17 protein-coding genes are annotated in these 14,587 nt (G+C 60.4%); 2 read left to right on the top strand and 15 right to left on the bottom strand.

Going from position 1 to position 14,587, the window contains the following annotated elements; translation table 11 throughout:
• Positions 1 to 47 precede the first annotated feature (47 nt).
• Positions 48 to 938, top strand: coding sequence for a LysR family transcriptional regulator (locus ACESLM_RS15005; protein WP_372632386.1), 891 nt, complete (start codon positions 48 to 50; stop codon positions 936 to 938).
• Between the two features lie 115 nt (positions 939 to 1,053).
• Here ACESLM_RS15005 and ACESLM_RS15000 read toward each other — a convergent pair whose 3' ends face one another.
• The 15 genes from ACESLM_RS15000 to spoVAC form a co-directional block, all read right to left on the bottom strand.
• Positions 1,054 to 1,845, bottom strand: a complete 792-nt coding sequence (locus tag ACESLM_RS15000) for a class I SAM-dependent DNA methyltransferase (protein ID WP_372632385.1) — start codon at positions 1,843 to 1,845, stop codon at positions 1,054 to 1,056.
• 108 nt (positions 1,846 to 1,953) lie between these two features.
• Complete coding sequence (locus ACESLM_RS14995) at positions 1,954 to 2,889, bottom strand: CvfB family protein (protein ID WP_372632384.1); 936 nt, start codon at positions 2,887 to 2,889, stop codon at positions 1,954 to 1,956.
• Positions 2,886 to 3,230 (bottom strand): ribosome silencing factor, encoded by a 345-nt coding sequence (gene rsfS / locus ACESLM_RS14990; RefSeq protein WP_094041723.1) that lies wholly within the window; start codon positions 3,228 to 3,230, stop codon positions 2,886 to 2,888. Before rsfS ends, ACESLM_RS14995 begins: the two co-directional genes overlap by 4 nt.
• A 3-nt stretch (positions 3,231 to 3,233) precedes the next feature.
• Positions 3,234 to 3,815 (bottom strand): bis(5'-nucleosyl)-tetraphosphatase (symmetrical) YqeK, encoded by a 582-nt coding sequence (yqeK, locus tag ACESLM_RS14985; RefSeq protein WP_372632383.1) that lies wholly within the window; start codon positions 3,813 to 3,815, stop codon positions 3,234 to 3,236.
• Positions 3,805 to 4,392, bottom strand: a complete 588-nt coding sequence (locus tag ACESLM_RS14980) for a nicotinate-nucleotide adenylyltransferase (RefSeq protein WP_372632382.1) — start codon at positions 4,390 to 4,392, stop codon at positions 3,805 to 3,807. Before ACESLM_RS14980 ends, yqeK begins: the two co-directional genes overlap by 11 nt.
• Before the next feature lie 24 nt (positions 4,393 to 4,416).
• Complete coding sequence (gene yhbY / locus ACESLM_RS14975) at positions 4,417 to 4,710, bottom strand: ribosome assembly RNA-binding protein YhbY (RefSeq protein ID WP_372632381.1); 294 nt, start codon at positions 4,708 to 4,710, stop codon at positions 4,417 to 4,419.
• A 17-nt stretch (positions 4,711 to 4,727) separates the two neighbouring features.
• Positions 4,728 to 5,588 (bottom strand): shikimate dehydrogenase, encoded by an 861-nt coding sequence (gene aroE / locus ACESLM_RS14970; protein ID WP_372632380.1) that lies wholly within the window; start codon positions 5,586 to 5,588, stop codon positions 4,728 to 4,730.
• Positions 5,589 to 5,653: 65 nt separating this feature from the next.
• Positions 5,654 to 6,775, bottom strand: a complete 1,122-nt coding sequence (gene yqeH / locus ACESLM_RS14965) for a ribosome biogenesis GTPase YqeH (protein ID WP_372632379.1) — start codon at positions 6,773 to 6,775, stop codon at positions 5,654 to 5,656.
• A complete protein-coding gene (locus ACESLM_RS14960; protein ID WP_372632378.1) occupies positions 6,765 to 7,301 on the bottom strand; it encodes a YqeG family HAD IIIA-type phosphatase in 537 nt (178 codons plus the stop codon). Before ACESLM_RS14960 ends, yqeH begins: the two co-directional genes overlap by 11 nt.
• Before the next feature lie 314 nt (positions 7,302 to 7,615).
• On the bottom strand, positions 7,616 to 9,841 hold the full coding sequence (locus tag ACESLM_RS14955; protein ID WP_372632377.1) for a transglutaminase TgpA family protein: 2,226 nt from the start codon (positions 9,839 to 9,841) through the stop codon (positions 7,616 to 7,618).
• Complete coding sequence (locus tag ACESLM_RS14950; RefSeq protein WP_372632376.1) at positions 9,838 to 11,079, bottom strand: DUF58 domain-containing protein; 1,242 nt, start codon at positions 11,077 to 11,079, stop codon at positions 9,838 to 9,840. Before ACESLM_RS14950 ends, ACESLM_RS14955 begins: the two co-directional genes overlap by 4 nt.
• Before the next feature lie 2 nt (positions 11,080 to 11,081).
• Positions 11,082 to 12,035 (bottom strand): AAA family ATPase, encoded by a 954-nt coding sequence (locus ACESLM_RS14945; RefSeq protein ID WP_372632375.1) that lies wholly within the window; start codon positions 12,033 to 12,035, stop codon positions 11,082 to 11,084.
• A gap of 177 nt (positions 12,036 to 12,212) precedes the next feature.
• Entirely contained in the window at positions 12,213 to 12,563 is a 351-nt protein-coding gene (spoVAE, locus tag ACESLM_RS14940) for a stage V sporulation protein AE (RefSeq protein WP_372632374.1), read from the bottom strand.
• Positions 12,560 to 13,594 (bottom strand): stage V sporulation protein AD, encoded by a 1,035-nt coding sequence (gene spoVAD, locus ACESLM_RS14935; RefSeq protein ID WP_372632417.1) that lies wholly within the window; start codon positions 13,592 to 13,594, stop codon positions 12,560 to 12,562. The genes spoVAE and spoVAD overlap by 4 nt, the downstream gene beginning before the upstream one ends.
• Positions 13,581 to 14,093, bottom strand: coding sequence for a stage V sporulation protein AC (gene spoVAC, locus ACESLM_RS14930; protein WP_372632373.1), 513 nt, complete (start codon positions 14,091 to 14,093; stop codon positions 13,581 to 13,583). The genes spoVAD and spoVAC overlap by 14 nt, the downstream gene beginning before the upstream one ends.
• A 184-nt stretch (positions 14,094 to 14,277) precedes the next feature.
• On the opposite strand from spoVAC, the gene ACESLM_RS14925 reads away from it, so the two are divergent.
• The coding region (locus ACESLM_RS14925) for a sigma factor (RefSeq protein WP_372632372.1) at positions 14,278 to 14,587 on the top strand (310 nt) is incomplete at its 3' end.

The following is a 14,587-nucleotide window of genomic DNA, read 5'->3' as shown; positions in this document are numbered from 1 at the left end:
AATAAAATTGATATCTCTAATACCCGATATAAATGGAGATTATGCCAATGGATACGAATACAGAGTGGTATCGCGTCTTCTACCGGACGGCGGTCTGCGGCAGCTTGTCCAAGGCGGCCGAAGCGCTGCACATTACGCAGCCGGCGATCAGCCATACGATCAAGCAGTTGGAGCGCCAGCTCGGGACGCCGCTCTTCTTCCGCACGCCAAAGGGGGTCTTGCTGACCCATGAAGGGGAAGCACTGTTCGCCTACGTCGAGCAAGCGTTTCAGATGATGGAAGCGGGAGAGAAGAAGCTGGCGGAAATGCGGGATCTCGAAAGCGGGGAAATCCATATCGGAGCGAGCGACACGCTGTGCAAGCACTATCTGCTGCCTTATTTGCGGAAGTACCGCGAAGCGTATCCGAAAGTGAGGATACACGTCACCAACCGGACGACCGACGAGACTCTCGGCCTGCTCAGGATCGGCCAGATTGATTTCGGCATCGTCAATCTTCCCGTCGACGACGGCAAAGTCGATATCCGGGAAAGTTTGGTCTTTCACGAATGCTTAATCGGAGCCCCCTCCAGCTTCCCGAATAACGGGAGTTCCCTTTCTCTGTCGGAGCTGCACAACTATCCGCTCATCCTGCTGGAGCCGGGGGGAAGCATCCGGCGATTCCTCGAGCGGTACGCTTCGTCGCACGGCGTCGCGCTGACGCCCGAACTCGAGCTGGGCAGCATCGATCTGATCGTCCAATTCGTCAGCAGCGGGTTCGGACTCGCGTTCGCGGCGCGGGAATTCGTCGAGGAGGAGCTGGCGTCGGGACTTGTCGCCGAAATCCCGCTTCTCCCGCCTCCGCCGCCCAGGCGGATCGGCATCGTTACGCTGAAGGGCACCCCGCTGTCAGCCGCCTCGAAGCGGTTTATCGCGCTGCTGCCTGCCGGGACGAAGTGATCCTGCGAGCGAAAAAGTCCGTTGCATTCCGATAGAGATATTCATGCGAAAGGGCTGCTTCCAAGTCCGACGGAATCGAGATTCCGTCCGTTCGACTTAGAAACAGCCCTTCTCTTTATTCCGGTTTTCGAGCGACGTAAAACAGCCTTTCCGATTCCGCGTTCGGCCTGTCCCATTTGAAGTCGGCGACCCGATGCAGCAGCTCGAAGCCGGCTTGCTCCAGCTCCCCGGCGATCCAGTCGGGATCGTACGCCCTCTGCACGTGAGATTCCTCGAAGCGGCTGTACAGCGCTCCAGCCCCGGGAGCCGTCGCGTCCTCCCGAATGAAGAACGTCAGCGAATGCTCGATCTCCATCCGCTCCTCGTCGTAATCGCTCGTCCACAAGTACGCCACGTCCGGCTCGTCGTAGACGAACGGCTGCTCCTCCGCGTACCGCTCAAGCTGCCGCGGGGCGTGGACGTCGAACAGGAACAGCCCGCCGGGAGCGAGCCCCCGGTACGTATGCCGGATCGTCGCCGAGACGTCCTCCGGCTCCGTCAAGTAGTTCAGGCAGTCGCAGAAGCTGATGACCGCGTCCGCCGGATGGGGAAGCTCCCAATCCCGCATATCCTGCTGCAGCCAGCGGACCGTTCCCGGCTCGTCGCGATAGCCGCTGCGCGCCGGCGGCTCCTCCCACTTGCTGCGGGCAACCGAGAGCATCTCCGAGGAGATATCGATGCCGAACACGCGAAAGCCGGAGCGGGCGAGCGGAATCGACAGGTTGCCCGTGCCGCAGCCGAGGTCGACGACCGTCTGCGGTATGCCGTAACGGTCCCAGCATTGTCGGGCGAAGCTCAGCCATTCGGAGTACGGCATGTCCTCCATCAGACGGTCGTAGACCGCCGCGAATTGACGATATGTGCGCATGGTTGCCGCAACTCCAGTCCGTAGGTTGAAATAGAAGCGGCCCAACGCATTGGGCCTAACATCTCTGTGCCTGTTAGGTTAATCGTTAGGGCAGTCTGCGGGCAACAATCAGACGCTGTCGTCGTTCTCGGCCGCGTCGCCCAGCTCGTCCGCGGACTTCAGGTGCGTCCAGTTGCCTCTCTGCTCGATCAGCCCATCCTTCAGCAGCTTGCCAAGCGCCCGCTTAAACGCGGATTTGCTGAGCTGGAACCGCCTCTGGATGTCCTCCGCGCTCGTCTGATCGGAGTAAGGCATCGCCCCGCCCGGACGTTCTTTCAGAAACGCCAAAATCCGGTCCGCGTCCTCCAGCCGGCCGACCTCCTTCGTCGCCTTGATGCTGAGCGACACCCGTCCGTCCTCGCGGACTTGCGTGACGCGGGCGCGGAATTTCTGACCGATGCGCAGCGGATGAACCATTGCGCCCTCGTTAATGTAGCCGAGCGCGCCGAAGCCGAGCACGCCACCGTCGACGAGCGCGAATACGCCGTCGCGAAATACGTCCGTGACCCAGCCTTCCTGCCACTCGTTCTTCCAGGAAGAAGGCGCGCGGAACACGAGGGGCGCGAAATCGTCGATTTTGGCGAGCCGCGCCAGCATACGCCCTTCCTTATCGTGCTTCATGACGACGAATAGCTCGTCCCCCGTCTGCGGCCATGCGTTTTTGCGCTCCACGGGGAAAGACTTGACGGGCAGCAGAAGCTGCCGGCCTATGCCCATCTCCAGGAAAAAGCCGAAGCTGGGATGAAAGTCGGCCACCTTCAGCCGGGCCAGCTCTCCAAGCCGGATGAGCGGCTGGCGCAGCGTGGCGGTAATCCGCTCTTTGTCGTCGTGGAAAAGGAAGGCGTCAATGTCCGTCCCGACTTCCGGGCGATTCTCGACTGCCGCCTCGCCGTACGGAAGCAGCACTTCCGGCCCGTCCTCGGGGCCGAAGCCGAGAAACCAGCCGTAGGGAGACACTTCTCTGCGAACGCGCAGGCTTTGCACCGTTCCGGCGGTCAGGTTCATACGATCTCCACAGCCTTCGCGTCGGACCACAGACGCTCCAGATGATAATACTCGCGCTCGTCCCGATGGAAAATGTGGGCGACGACGTCTCCCATATCCACGAGCACCCAGCGCGCCGTGTCCAAGCCTTCGGTGCGCACGCGGTATCCTGCCAGCTCGGCGTTTTTGCGAATTTCCGTCGCGATCGACAGCACCTGCGTATCCGAGTTGCCGTGGCAAATGACGAAATAGTCCGCCACCAGCGATATTCCTTGCAAATTCAGGGCAACGAGGTCGTGCGCCTTCTTCTCTTCCGCGGCGTGAATAACCGTCTTAAGCAATTGTTCCGAACTTCCTGCCATGTCTCAGCCTCCGTTATCTTTTTCTTTCATTTGCATAATCAGATCGTTGCGCGCCAGAACGGTGAGCGGAAATATCCGCTTGCCCCGTTCGATCAGCACGCCGATGGTGGAATCGAAAGCCGCGACAAGGGCTTCCTCCATACTATGTTCAGCCTGTTCGCGGATGATATCAACTCCGGGAAAGTTTCTTCCGGGCTCAATGTAATCCGCCAAACAGACGATTTTGTCCAGCTTCGTCATGCCTTCGCGTCCCGACGTATGGTACCGGATTGCGTCCAGCACTTCTTCATCGTCGATGCCGTGCTCGGTGCGAACCGCCCAGGCGCCGACGTGCGCATGCCACAGCTCCTTGTCGTGCTCCAGCAACTCGGCCGGCAATCCGTGCAGCCGAATGACGGCTTCCATCCGGTCGATCGCCCACGCCTTGGAGTAGTCGTGCAGCAAGGCGGCCAGCTCGGCCTGCGCGGGATCTCCTCCGTAGCGCTTCGCCAGCTCGATCGCCGTATCCACGACGCCCAGCGTATGCCTCCACCTTTTGTCAGGCATCTGCTCTCGGGTCGCTTCCTTCAGCTTGTCAAGATTCATATAATCCATTCCTTCGGATATAGTCGATCACTGCATCGGGCAGCATGTAGCGAACGGAACGCCCTTCCCGTATTCTGCGCCGGATATCGGAGGAGGAAATGCCCATCGGCGGCATCTCCGCGCGGGTCAGCTTGCTCCGGACGTAATCCGGCAGCAGCGCGTCATCGCTCGGCTGATCCGGCCTCTCCAGCCCGACGAAGACGACCGCCTCGGCTAATTCCTCGGCTCTGCGCCAATTCGGCAGATCGCGGATCATGTCCGAGCCGACAATCCAGTGAAACCGCGCGTCCGGATATCTCCCGCGCAGCTCGGTAACGGTATCGATCGTATACGACGTTCCTTCCTTACGCAGCTCGATATCCTCAACTCGGAACGCCGAGTGATTGGCAATCGCCGCTTCCAGCATCTCCCGCCTGCTCGCCGCGTCCGTTCCCGGCTGAGGCTTGTGCGGCGGAGTCAAGGTCGGAACGAACCAGACCTCGTCCAGGCCCAGCGCATCCCGTGCGGTCTCGGCGGCCAGCAGATGCCCGTGGTGAACCGGATCGAACGTTCCTCCCAGCAAACCGACTTTACGCATGTCGCTCAGCCGCCTTCCTTATCGTTACCTGGGAAGCTCGATTTCCTTATGGTCGACGGACTCCTTGTACAGGACGATCGTCTTGCCGATCACCTGCACCAGCTCGCAGCCCGACTTCTCGGCGAGCTCTGCGCCGATCTCGCGCGGGTCCTCGTCGTTGTTGTTAAGCACGGATACTTTGATCAGCTCGCGCACTTCGATCGCTTCCTGAATGTGCCGAACGAGATGGTCGTTCGTCCCGCCCTTGCCGACCTGGAAGATCGGGGTAAGGTGATGGGCGAGCGAACGGAGATAACGTTTTTGTTTGCCTGTTAGCATTGGATTTCCCGCTTTCGTTAAGATTGCTCCGCTTGCCGAATTGTGAACGAAGCCAGCACGACTTCGCGCATGGGCGCAACCGGCGCCGGTTGGCCGGTCCAGTATTCGAAGGCGTAAGCGCCTTGGTAAATAAACATGCCTAGACCGCCATGGATGCGGCAGCCCCTCTCCTCGGCCCCGCTGAGAAAAGCAGTCTTGAGAGGATTGTAAATCAAGTCGCTGGCAACCGCGCCCGGCCTCATCCAGTACGGGTCCATCGGCAGCGCGTCGACGTTCGGCGACATGCCCACCGAGGTCGTGTTAATGACGACGTCCGCTTCCGCGGCGACGCTCCGCAGACCGTTCCACGGAACGGCCGATATTCCCAGCTCGGCCGGGAACGAGGCAGCCAGCTCGGCGGCTCTCGCTTCCGTGCGGTTCGCGACGAAGACGGCCGCCGGTCCTTCCTGCGCGAGCGCCCATAGGATGCCCCTGGCCGCTCCCCCCGCTCCGAGCACGACGATCGTCTTGCCGGACAAATCGGGTTCGGCCTCCTCCTTCAGAGACCGAACGTAACCGATACCGTCGGTATTGTAGCCGATCAGCCGTCCGTTCTCGTTGACGATCGTATTGACCGCGCCGGCGGCCCGGGCGCCTTCGCTGATCTCGTCGAGATACTTCATCACTTCGACTTTATGCGGAATCGTCACGTTCAGGCCGCGGAAGCCGAGGCCCCGCACGCCCGCGATCGCCTGCTCAAGACGTTCGGGCACGACGTGAAAAGCGGCGTAAGCGCCGTTGACGCCGGTTTCCCGGAACGCGCGGTTCAGCATGACCGGCGACTTCGAATGGCGAATCGGATCCCCGATCACTCCGAACATTAGCGTATGGCTGTCCATCGCTCGATCATTCCCCCTCTCCCGGTGCGGCGGCTACCCTAGGCCGTCCTCGGGAATGAACCTCTCTACAATATGCTGTCGCGCAGCATGACTTTAATCCCTTTGGGAGCATGCACGTCGATGACGGCTCCGGACGTGCCGTTCACCTGAATCCATCCGAGCCCCGAAATAAACACGTCCTGCTCCGCATTCCGCGGGACGCGCAGGCGGTGCCGGGTCCAGGCCGGGAACGAGTCCAAATCCTCTCGTCCGGGCGGGCTCAGCATCTCTCCCCGATGCTGGGCGTACAGCTCGTCGGCGCGCTCCAGCTTCGTCCGGTGAATCGCGAGCCCCCCGGACACCTGCGCCGTGAACGATTGACGCTCCCCCTCGATGAAGTCGAATCGGGCCAACGCGCCGAAGAACAGCGTCTGGCCGGGGTTAAGCTGATACGTCATCGGCTTAAGCGGTTTGTCCGGAAGCAGCGCCGCCAAATCCTTGCGCGGCACGATCTCCGACATTCGCCAATCGTAGACGATGCCCGGCGTGTCGATGATGCTCTTGCCGTCGTCCAGCGGAATGTGCACCGCGTCGAGTGTCGTGCCGGGATACCGGGATACGGTCAGCTCGCGCTTCAGATCGCTGTAGTCGGAGATGAGCCGGTTGATCAGCGTGCTCTTGCCGACGTTGGTCGCGCCGACGACGTAGACGTCGCGGCCTTGGCGATAAGTATTCACGGCGTCGACGACCCGGTCGAACCCGATGTTGCGGCGCGCGCTGCACAGCACGACGTCCGCCACCTTCAGCCCCTCTTCCCGCGCCTGCTTCTGCACCCAGTTGCGCAGCCGGTTCCAGTTCGTCACCGGAGGCAGCAGGTCGATCTTGTTCACGACGAGCAGCACCGGATTGTTGCCGACGAAACGCTGCAGACCGGAGATCAGGCTGCCCTGGAAATCGAACAGGTCGACGATGTGGACGACGAGACTGTCGGTGCCGGCGATGCCGCCGAGCAGCTTCAGAAACTCGTCCTGATCGACGGTAACCGAGGAAGCTTCATTATAATTTTTGATGCGGAAGCAGCGCTGGCATACGGCGCCTTCCTTGTTCAGCGAAGAGGCGGGGACGTAGCCCGGCTTCTTCTGGTCTTCGCTTTGCAGCGCGATGCCGCAGCCCGCGCAGCGCGGAGGCCGATGCGGTTCACTTGCCATGCTGAGGTCCTCCCTTGTCCGGCCATAGCCCTTTCTTGCGAAGGCGAGCCAGCGCGATCTTCTCGATGCGGCGGTTGATCTGCGTCGCCCAGCCTTCTTCGGCCGGCGCGATCGGCGTTACTAATATCGTGTGCAGCCCTGCGCGTCTTCCGCCGAGAACGTCCGTCAGCATCTGATCGCCGACGACGACCGCCTGTTCCGCGGGAAGCTCCATCAACTTCAGGGCGCGCCTGAAAGCCGCCCCTCCGGGCTTGCGGGCTGCGGGAATGTAAGGGATGCCGAGCGGCGAAGCGAACTTGCCGACGCGCGCGTCGTTATTGTTGGAAAGGATGACAACCCGAAATCCCCGCTCCTTGACGAGATCCAGCCAGCCGATCAGCTGCGGAGTCGCCAGCGGGGTTTTGGCGCTGACCAGCGTATTGTCAAGGTCGGTAATGATGCCGCGGATTCCTTGGGCGTGCAGTTCATTCAGATCGATCTCGTAAACGGTGTTCACGATCCGATCGGGAAGCAAACGCTTGAACATCTTGAATAATGGCTCCTGTCTGCTAGGGCGTGTATGCAACCTCCGAGGAAAGCAGATGTTGCCGAATTTTCGTTCCATGCAAGGAACTTTTGTGAAGGCGTACCGGGGGTACGTCAAGCAAAAGGGTCGAAGCAGGGGGCGAAAAGGCGGTGATAGATGCCCCTGAGCGGGTTTGCATACATGCCTAAGCGGCTAATCTTCCTCAAAATATACCATACCCCATGCGGCCTTGCAAAAAAACAACCTGCCTCGCGAGTCGCGGCCGATATGACCGAGATGACCGAGGCAGGCCGTTCCATCCGTCGTTAGTCCGATTACAACGCTTTGCGAATTTTCTCCGATACTTCGTTAAATGAGGTCAGAAGCTGGCCGTCGCCCTGGCCGTCTCCGTATCTGGCCTGTTCGAACAGCCTCACCGCGCCTTCGAATTCCGCGCTTAAGGACGAGAACTTGCGGCTCCACCGTCCGAACGTTTCGCGGATCGTCTCGTGCGACTCCCTGCGCAGTCCTTGGCGATGCAGGAAGGAGAGCAGCCGTTCCATCTCGCGCACGACCCGTTGATTCGGCGTCGTTCCGCGATGGCGAAGACGGCTCCATACGTTCCTCGCGCGACGGCTCTTGACGGCGATCAGCGTCGCCGCCGCGGCGACCAGCAAGGCGCCGACAGAGACGCCGGTAATCAGAAGCCAGTTGTTCTCCGCGACGACGACTTCGGGTTCGACGGGAGACGCGTCAACCGGCGCGCTCGACTCGATCGGTTCCGGCGCATTCGCCGGACGAGGCTGCGGCACCGAGAAGCCGGAAGTCGGCTCGAACGGAATCCAGCCGTAGCCTTCGAAGTACACTTCCGCCCAGGAGTGGGCGTCGGCGTTCCGAACCGTGTACGTTCCCGCGCCGAGCGGATCCGGCTCCATATCGGGTCCTCCGAAGCGGGTCCGCTCCATCGCGGCTTGATCGTATCCGGTCGCGTAGCCTTTCACCCATCGTGCGGGCAGCCCGATCGAACGGGCCATGACGACGAACGACGTCGAGAAATAATCGCAATAGCCTTCCTGAATCTCGAACAGGAACGCGTCGACGATATCCCCGTTCCGGTCGGATTGGCGGGACAGGTCCGGCGTGTTCGTGTACGGATACGTTTGCTTTAAATATTGCTCCAGCGTCTTGGCGCGGTCGTAGTCGTTCGAGGCTCCGCTCGTCTGCTCTGCGGCCAGGTCGCGAACTCTCCGCGGCAGATCGTCCGGCAGCTGCAAATACGGCGTCAGGTCGACGCTGCTAGGAGCGGAAGGATCGAGATTGCGCAGCGCCTCCTCGTCCAGCAACGCCACCTCGGACACGACCGAATACGTCTGCACGCGCGACGTCTTGCTCCAGCGCAGCTCCCATTCGGCAGGATCCCACCTGAGTCCGGCGTTGTTGTCGCTCTTGAGATCGGTCACCGCCGCGGCGGGTCCGGCCGTGAACAGGACGGGCAGCTTGTCTCTGCGCTCGACTTTCACGGTCTGAACGACCTCGATCGTCTCTACGCCTTCGGCTCGCGGCGGATCCAGCCTATAGCTTGGAACTTCGCTGCCGATCTGAGCCTGGACGAGGGCGGGATTTTTGAGATCTTCCCAGCCTTTGCCCGTATAGATCGATTTGCTCTCCCCGCGCCAGTAGCTGCGCTGGGAAGTCGTAACGGTCATCACGGGTGAATAGTCGAATTGGAACCCTCCGCCGATCTTGCGGTCGTCCCGGCTATAGCCGGACAAGGAGGAACCGCTGCTTCCCGGCGCGTTCGATCTCTGAACGCCGCCTTCCCCGGAGAATACCGGAACCTCCCGTCCCTGGGCTTCCGTCCAGATCGTGTAGGGATCTTCCAGAATGATCGGAGCTCGCGGCATCACGATTCCGCTTACCAGGACGATCGTAATGATCAGAACGGCCGGGAATGCGATATCCAGCGGTCGTTCCGCCATCGCCTCCCAGCTGTCGGGATGACGGATTTGAAGCTGTCTGAGATGCAGAACGACGAGCCAGGCCAGGCCCGCGGTCACGATCCAGGCGATGTTGCGCCACAGCTCCAGCGGGAAGAACGAGTCGACGACGGCCATGACCATAATGGACAGCACGATGATCGCGATCGCCCCGATTCTTCTGGAGCCGATCCAGCCCAGAACGTGAACCGCGAGCAGAACTCCCGCCGCCAACCCGAAGAACGGATGGAACTGGGCGAGATGGAACGACAGAAATCCGTCGATTTGCTCCCATGCCCTCCAGCTTTCCGGCCAACCTCCCCATTCGATCGGTATTTTCCACACAATCATTCCGGCAATCGATCCGAGCTGCAAAATCAGCCTGAGCCATAGCAGCCGGGTAAACAGCAATTCCGTAACCGCCGTTACGGCCAGCGCTCCGTAGATGACGGCGTACGTTTCTTCCCACCAATAATCGGAGAAGCATCGGATCAGCTGAAGAACGACGACGAGCGCCAAGAGCCGATGAAACCGCTCGAGCACGAGCCGTCTCCAGAACCGTCCGGACAACAGAAGCTTCTTCAAGCCGATGCACCCCCTAGAGCCTGGGGCAGCCTGTCCAACTCGTTCACCGAGATAAACTCCCACTGCTTGGCCTGGCACAGCAGCTGCAAGTTGCGATCTTTGGCGGCAGCCTCCGCGGGCAAATGCTTATGGCCGATATGGATAATGCTCGGCACCATTCTCTTGCTTTCCAGAGCGTTCATCGCCGCCGACAGCTGTTCGTCCGCCGCCGATCCGATGACGACGATATGAACGCCCGACTCGTAACGCTCCGCCACCTGGCACAGCAATTGGCCGATCGGCAGGCTGCCGTCCGCCTCGACGTCCACCAAATGCTGGAACACCTCGTCCTTGGACACCGGTGTGCGCCCTTCCCCGTACCAGCGTTCGGTATGCCCGGCCGACACGAAGCCGATCGGCATGCCCCGGGAAATCGTCAGCTCCAACAGGGAAGCGGCAGCCGACACGGCCAGCTCGAACTGGTCCGCGTACGGATAGGACTGGGTGTTCCGGTCCAGCACGAAGACGACCCGGGGCAGCGCCTCTCTCTCGAACTCCTTCGATTTCCACTGCCCCGTCTTCGCCGTCGCGTTCCAATGAATGCGCGACAGCCGGTCTCCGTGAATATACTCCCGGACCCCATCGATCTGAGTCGTTTCCCTCGCCCACAAAGAAGTGAACGTATGATGGAACACGCCCCGCTGCGAACGGCGGAACAGCCGCCAGTCCTTCAGGGGAACGGTGCGGGGCAGCACTTGCACGTACAGCGGCTGATGAAACGAGCCGCGATGCTCGAACAAGCCGAAAATATCCCGCGTCGAGCAGTCGGTCTGCTGAAATTGGTACCGGCCTCTGCGCAGCGGAGCGGTCTCGAATTGCACTTCGCCGCGCCGCTTGTAGTCCGGCACGAAAGACATCTCGTACAATTGCGCGTCGCCGCCGGTCGTGCGAACCAGCTTCTCCCGGACGATGACGTACGGAAGCGGCCAAAATCCCGGAATTTGCAGGCGCAGCTTGACCTGCAGGCGCATGCCGGCGGTCAGCAGGGCGGATTGCCCGTCCCCGGCTTCCGTCAGCCGAACGCCCTGCACTCCGCCTATGCCGCTCCAACGTCCGAGCATCAAGTACACGCCGAGCGCGTTCAAGATCGTGAACAGCATAAGCGAGGTTTTGCCGCCTTGGAACAACAAGTAACAGAGGGCGGTAACGTATAAGGCCGCGCTCAGCCACCAAGCGCGAGGCAGATGCAGGCGGATCATGATCAGCGCTCCATCCCGACAGGCACGGGCAGCAGGCGAAGCACGTCCTGCAGCACCTGGGCGTTCGTAACGCCCTGCATGCGCGCCTCGGAGCGCAGGTGAATCCGATGCCCGAGCACAAGAGGCGCCATCGCCTTCACGTCGTCCGGAAGGACGAAGGACCGGTGGTTGAGGAAGGCGTATGCCTTGGCCGCGCTCGTCAGCGCGACGGCCGCGCGCGGACTTGCGCCGAGCAGAACGGAAGAATGCTGGCGAGTGCCCCGGATCAGAGCGATCAAGTAATCGGCGACCGTCGACTCCAGGTGGATCTCCTCCGCCAGCTTCTGCATGCGGGCGACGTCCTCGACGGTGGCCACCGCTTGCAACGATTCGGCCGCCCGGCTCGCCCCCGGCTCCAGCACGAGCCTTTTCTCCGAGGCTTCGTCCGGATAACCCAGCTTGATTTTCATCAGAAAACGGTCCAATTGCGCTTCGGGCAAGCTGTATGTGCCTTCGAACTCGATCGGATTTTGCGTCGCGAACAGCATGAACGGGTGAGGAAGGTTATGGGTCTCTCCGTCTACGGACACCCTTCTCTCTTCCATGGCCTCCAGAAGGGCGGATTGGGTCTTCGTCGTAGCGCGGTTGATCTCGTCGGCGAGCAGCAGGTTCGCCATGACCGGGCCGGGCCTGAACACGAATTGCTCCAGCTTCGGATGATAGATAGATACGCCGGTAATATCGGTAGGCAATAAGTCCGGATTGCATTGAATACGATGAAAAATGCCGCCGATCGACAAGGCCAGCGCCTTGACCATCTGCGTTTTTCCGGTTCCCGGAACGTCTTCGATCAGTACATGCCCTCCCGCGAGCATCGCAGTCAGCATGGAAGCGATTTCCTCTTTCTTGCCGTAAATACACGATTCCATATTATGTCTGATTTTATCTAGTAGTTGCATCGCGGCATGTTGATCCATTTCTCGTTCCTCCTATGGATTCTACTTAGATGTCCTTATTTTTAGAGTCACTTTTCATTATACCGGAATTTGGATGGCATCGTAAATTTTAGTTTCTTCCAAAATTCCATATAAAAACAGCCAAACCCGGATCGGGTCTGGCTGTTGTTCGAACGCCCGCGGCGGTGTTGCCTGGCTTCAGCCTTTCGGCTTGACGACCAGCGCGGCAAGAAAAGAAAACACGATGGCGGCGGATATGCCCGCGCTCGTGACATGGAAGATCCCGGTGATTACTCCGATCCCGCCGACTTGCTGCAGCTCGGTCAGCGCCCCGTGGACGAGAGCGTTGCCGAAGCTCGTGATCGGCACGGTTGCTCCCGCTCCAGCGAATTCGACGAGCGGATCGTACCAGCCGACGGCGTCCATCACCGCGCCGGCTACGACGAGAAGCGACATTGTGTGCGCGGGGGTTAGCTTGGCGACGTCGAACAGCAGCTGGCCGACGACGCAGATGGCGCCTCCTACCACGAACGCCCATACGTAAATCATCCGTTAGCACCTCCTTGTCCCGGATTGCTCGCTTCGATCGCGACGGCGTGAGCCACGCATGGGATGCTCTCCCCTTGCTGATAAGACAGCGGACTGAGCAGCGCGCCCGTGGCGACGACCAGAATCCGCTTCAGGTCCCCGCTGCGGATTCGCTTGAGCAGATGCCCGTAAGCGACGACGGCCGAGCATGCGCAGCCGCTGCCGCCCGCCTGCACCTTCTGCTTCTCCACGTCGTAGATCATCAGCCCGCAATCGTTGAACGTCGTCCGGTCCATCGGCACTCCGTTGCGCTGCAGCATTTCGCTGGCGAGCGGATGGCCGACCCCGGCCAAATCGCCGGTTACGATCAGATCGTAATAGCCGGGGTCCCTGCCCGTCTCCTGAAAATGGCCTTGGATCGTATCGACGGCCGCCGGAGCCATCGCCGCCCCCATGTTAAACGGATCTTTAATGCCCAAATCCATGATTTTGCCGATCGTGGCGGCCGTCACGACCGGGCCGTCCCCGCTGCGAGCCAAGATCGAGGCTCCCGCACCGGTTACCGTATACTGCGCGGTCGGCGGTTTCTGAGAGCCGTATTCCGTCGGATAGCGGAACTGCTTCTCGACGGTGCAGTTATGGCTGCAGGTGCCCGCCATGACGTATTCCGCCGCGCCCGTGCTGACGAGCAGCGAAGCGACGGCGAGGGATTCCATCGAAGTGGAGCAGGCTCCGAATACGCCGATGTACGGCGCTTCCAGCTGCCTGACGGCGAACGTCGTGCTGATAATCTGGTTCATCAAGTCTCCGCCGACGAAGAAATTCAGCTTATCCTTGGAAAGCTTCGCATGCTGCAGGGCGATTTCCGTCGCCTGCTCCATGAGCACCTTCTCGGACTTCTCCCATGTCGGCTGGCCAATCTCCAGATCGGGATGAACGAGGTCGAAATCGGCGGCCAGCGGTCCCTGGCCTTCATCCGGTCCGACGACCGTTCCTGTGGCGATAATGACGGGCGGCTGGTCGAATACCCACGATCGTTTACCCTGTAGTATCATGCCACGCCCCAATTCCGAACACCCAGTACACGATGCCGACGACGAATGCGGCCACGACGCCGAATACGATGACCGAACCGGCCAGCTTGAACATGTTGGCGCCTACGCCGAGCACGAGCCCTTCCGCCCGGTGTTCGATGGCGGCCGAGCACATCGAGTTGGCGAAGCCCGTGACGGGAACGGCGCTGCCCGCGCCTGCCCACTGCGCGATTTTATCGTACACGCCCATGCTTGTCAGAATAACGGCAAGCAATATCATGACCGCGACAGTCGGGTTGCTGGCCTCCCTGGACGACATCTTGAATACGGTAATGAAAAACTGAGTCACCCCTTGGCCGATCGTGCAGATAATTCCTCCTACCAGGAAAGCTTTCAGACAATTGGTCCATACGGACCGGGATGGCTCGCGCGCCTTGGCGAAGGCTTGGTATTCCTTGGACGACATGGACACGGGCTTGTATGCCCCCGAGCCGCGTCCGGCGCTTTTGACTGCCATTGGTGAACACCTCCACGGGAAATCACGATTAGTTTCGTCGCGTTCATTATTTCCCACTGCGGTGCAATGTCATTCGACAAAATGACTTTAATCCGGTGGAACAGGCACGGTTGGGCGGCTACCCACATACAATGATAATGCTTCTTTTTACGCGAGCGATCCCACTTACGGAGGTGGCCATCCCGTGCCCGGTTTTATTACATCGATTGCTTTGTTTCTAAAACAGCTTTCCCTGCTTGTCTCCTACGTGAAAAACAATGCGTTCCCTCAGCCGCTTACCGACGACGAAGAGGCTTTGCACCTGAAACGGCTGGCCGAGGGGGATCCCGTATCCCGCAATCTGCTAATCGAACATAACTTGCGGCTAGTCGCGCACATCGTCAAGAAATTCGACAATACCGGAGAGGATTTGGAGGATTTGATCTCCATCGGAACGATCGGCCTGATCAAAGCGATCGAGAGCTTCCAGCCGAACAAAGGGACGAAACTCGCGA

The organism is Cohnella sp. (assembly GCF_041641335.1).
GTDB lineage: Bacteria > Bacillota > Bacilli > Paenibacillales > Paenibacillaceae > Cohnella.
This window is presented reverse-complemented; position numbering and strand designations above follow the sequence as displayed.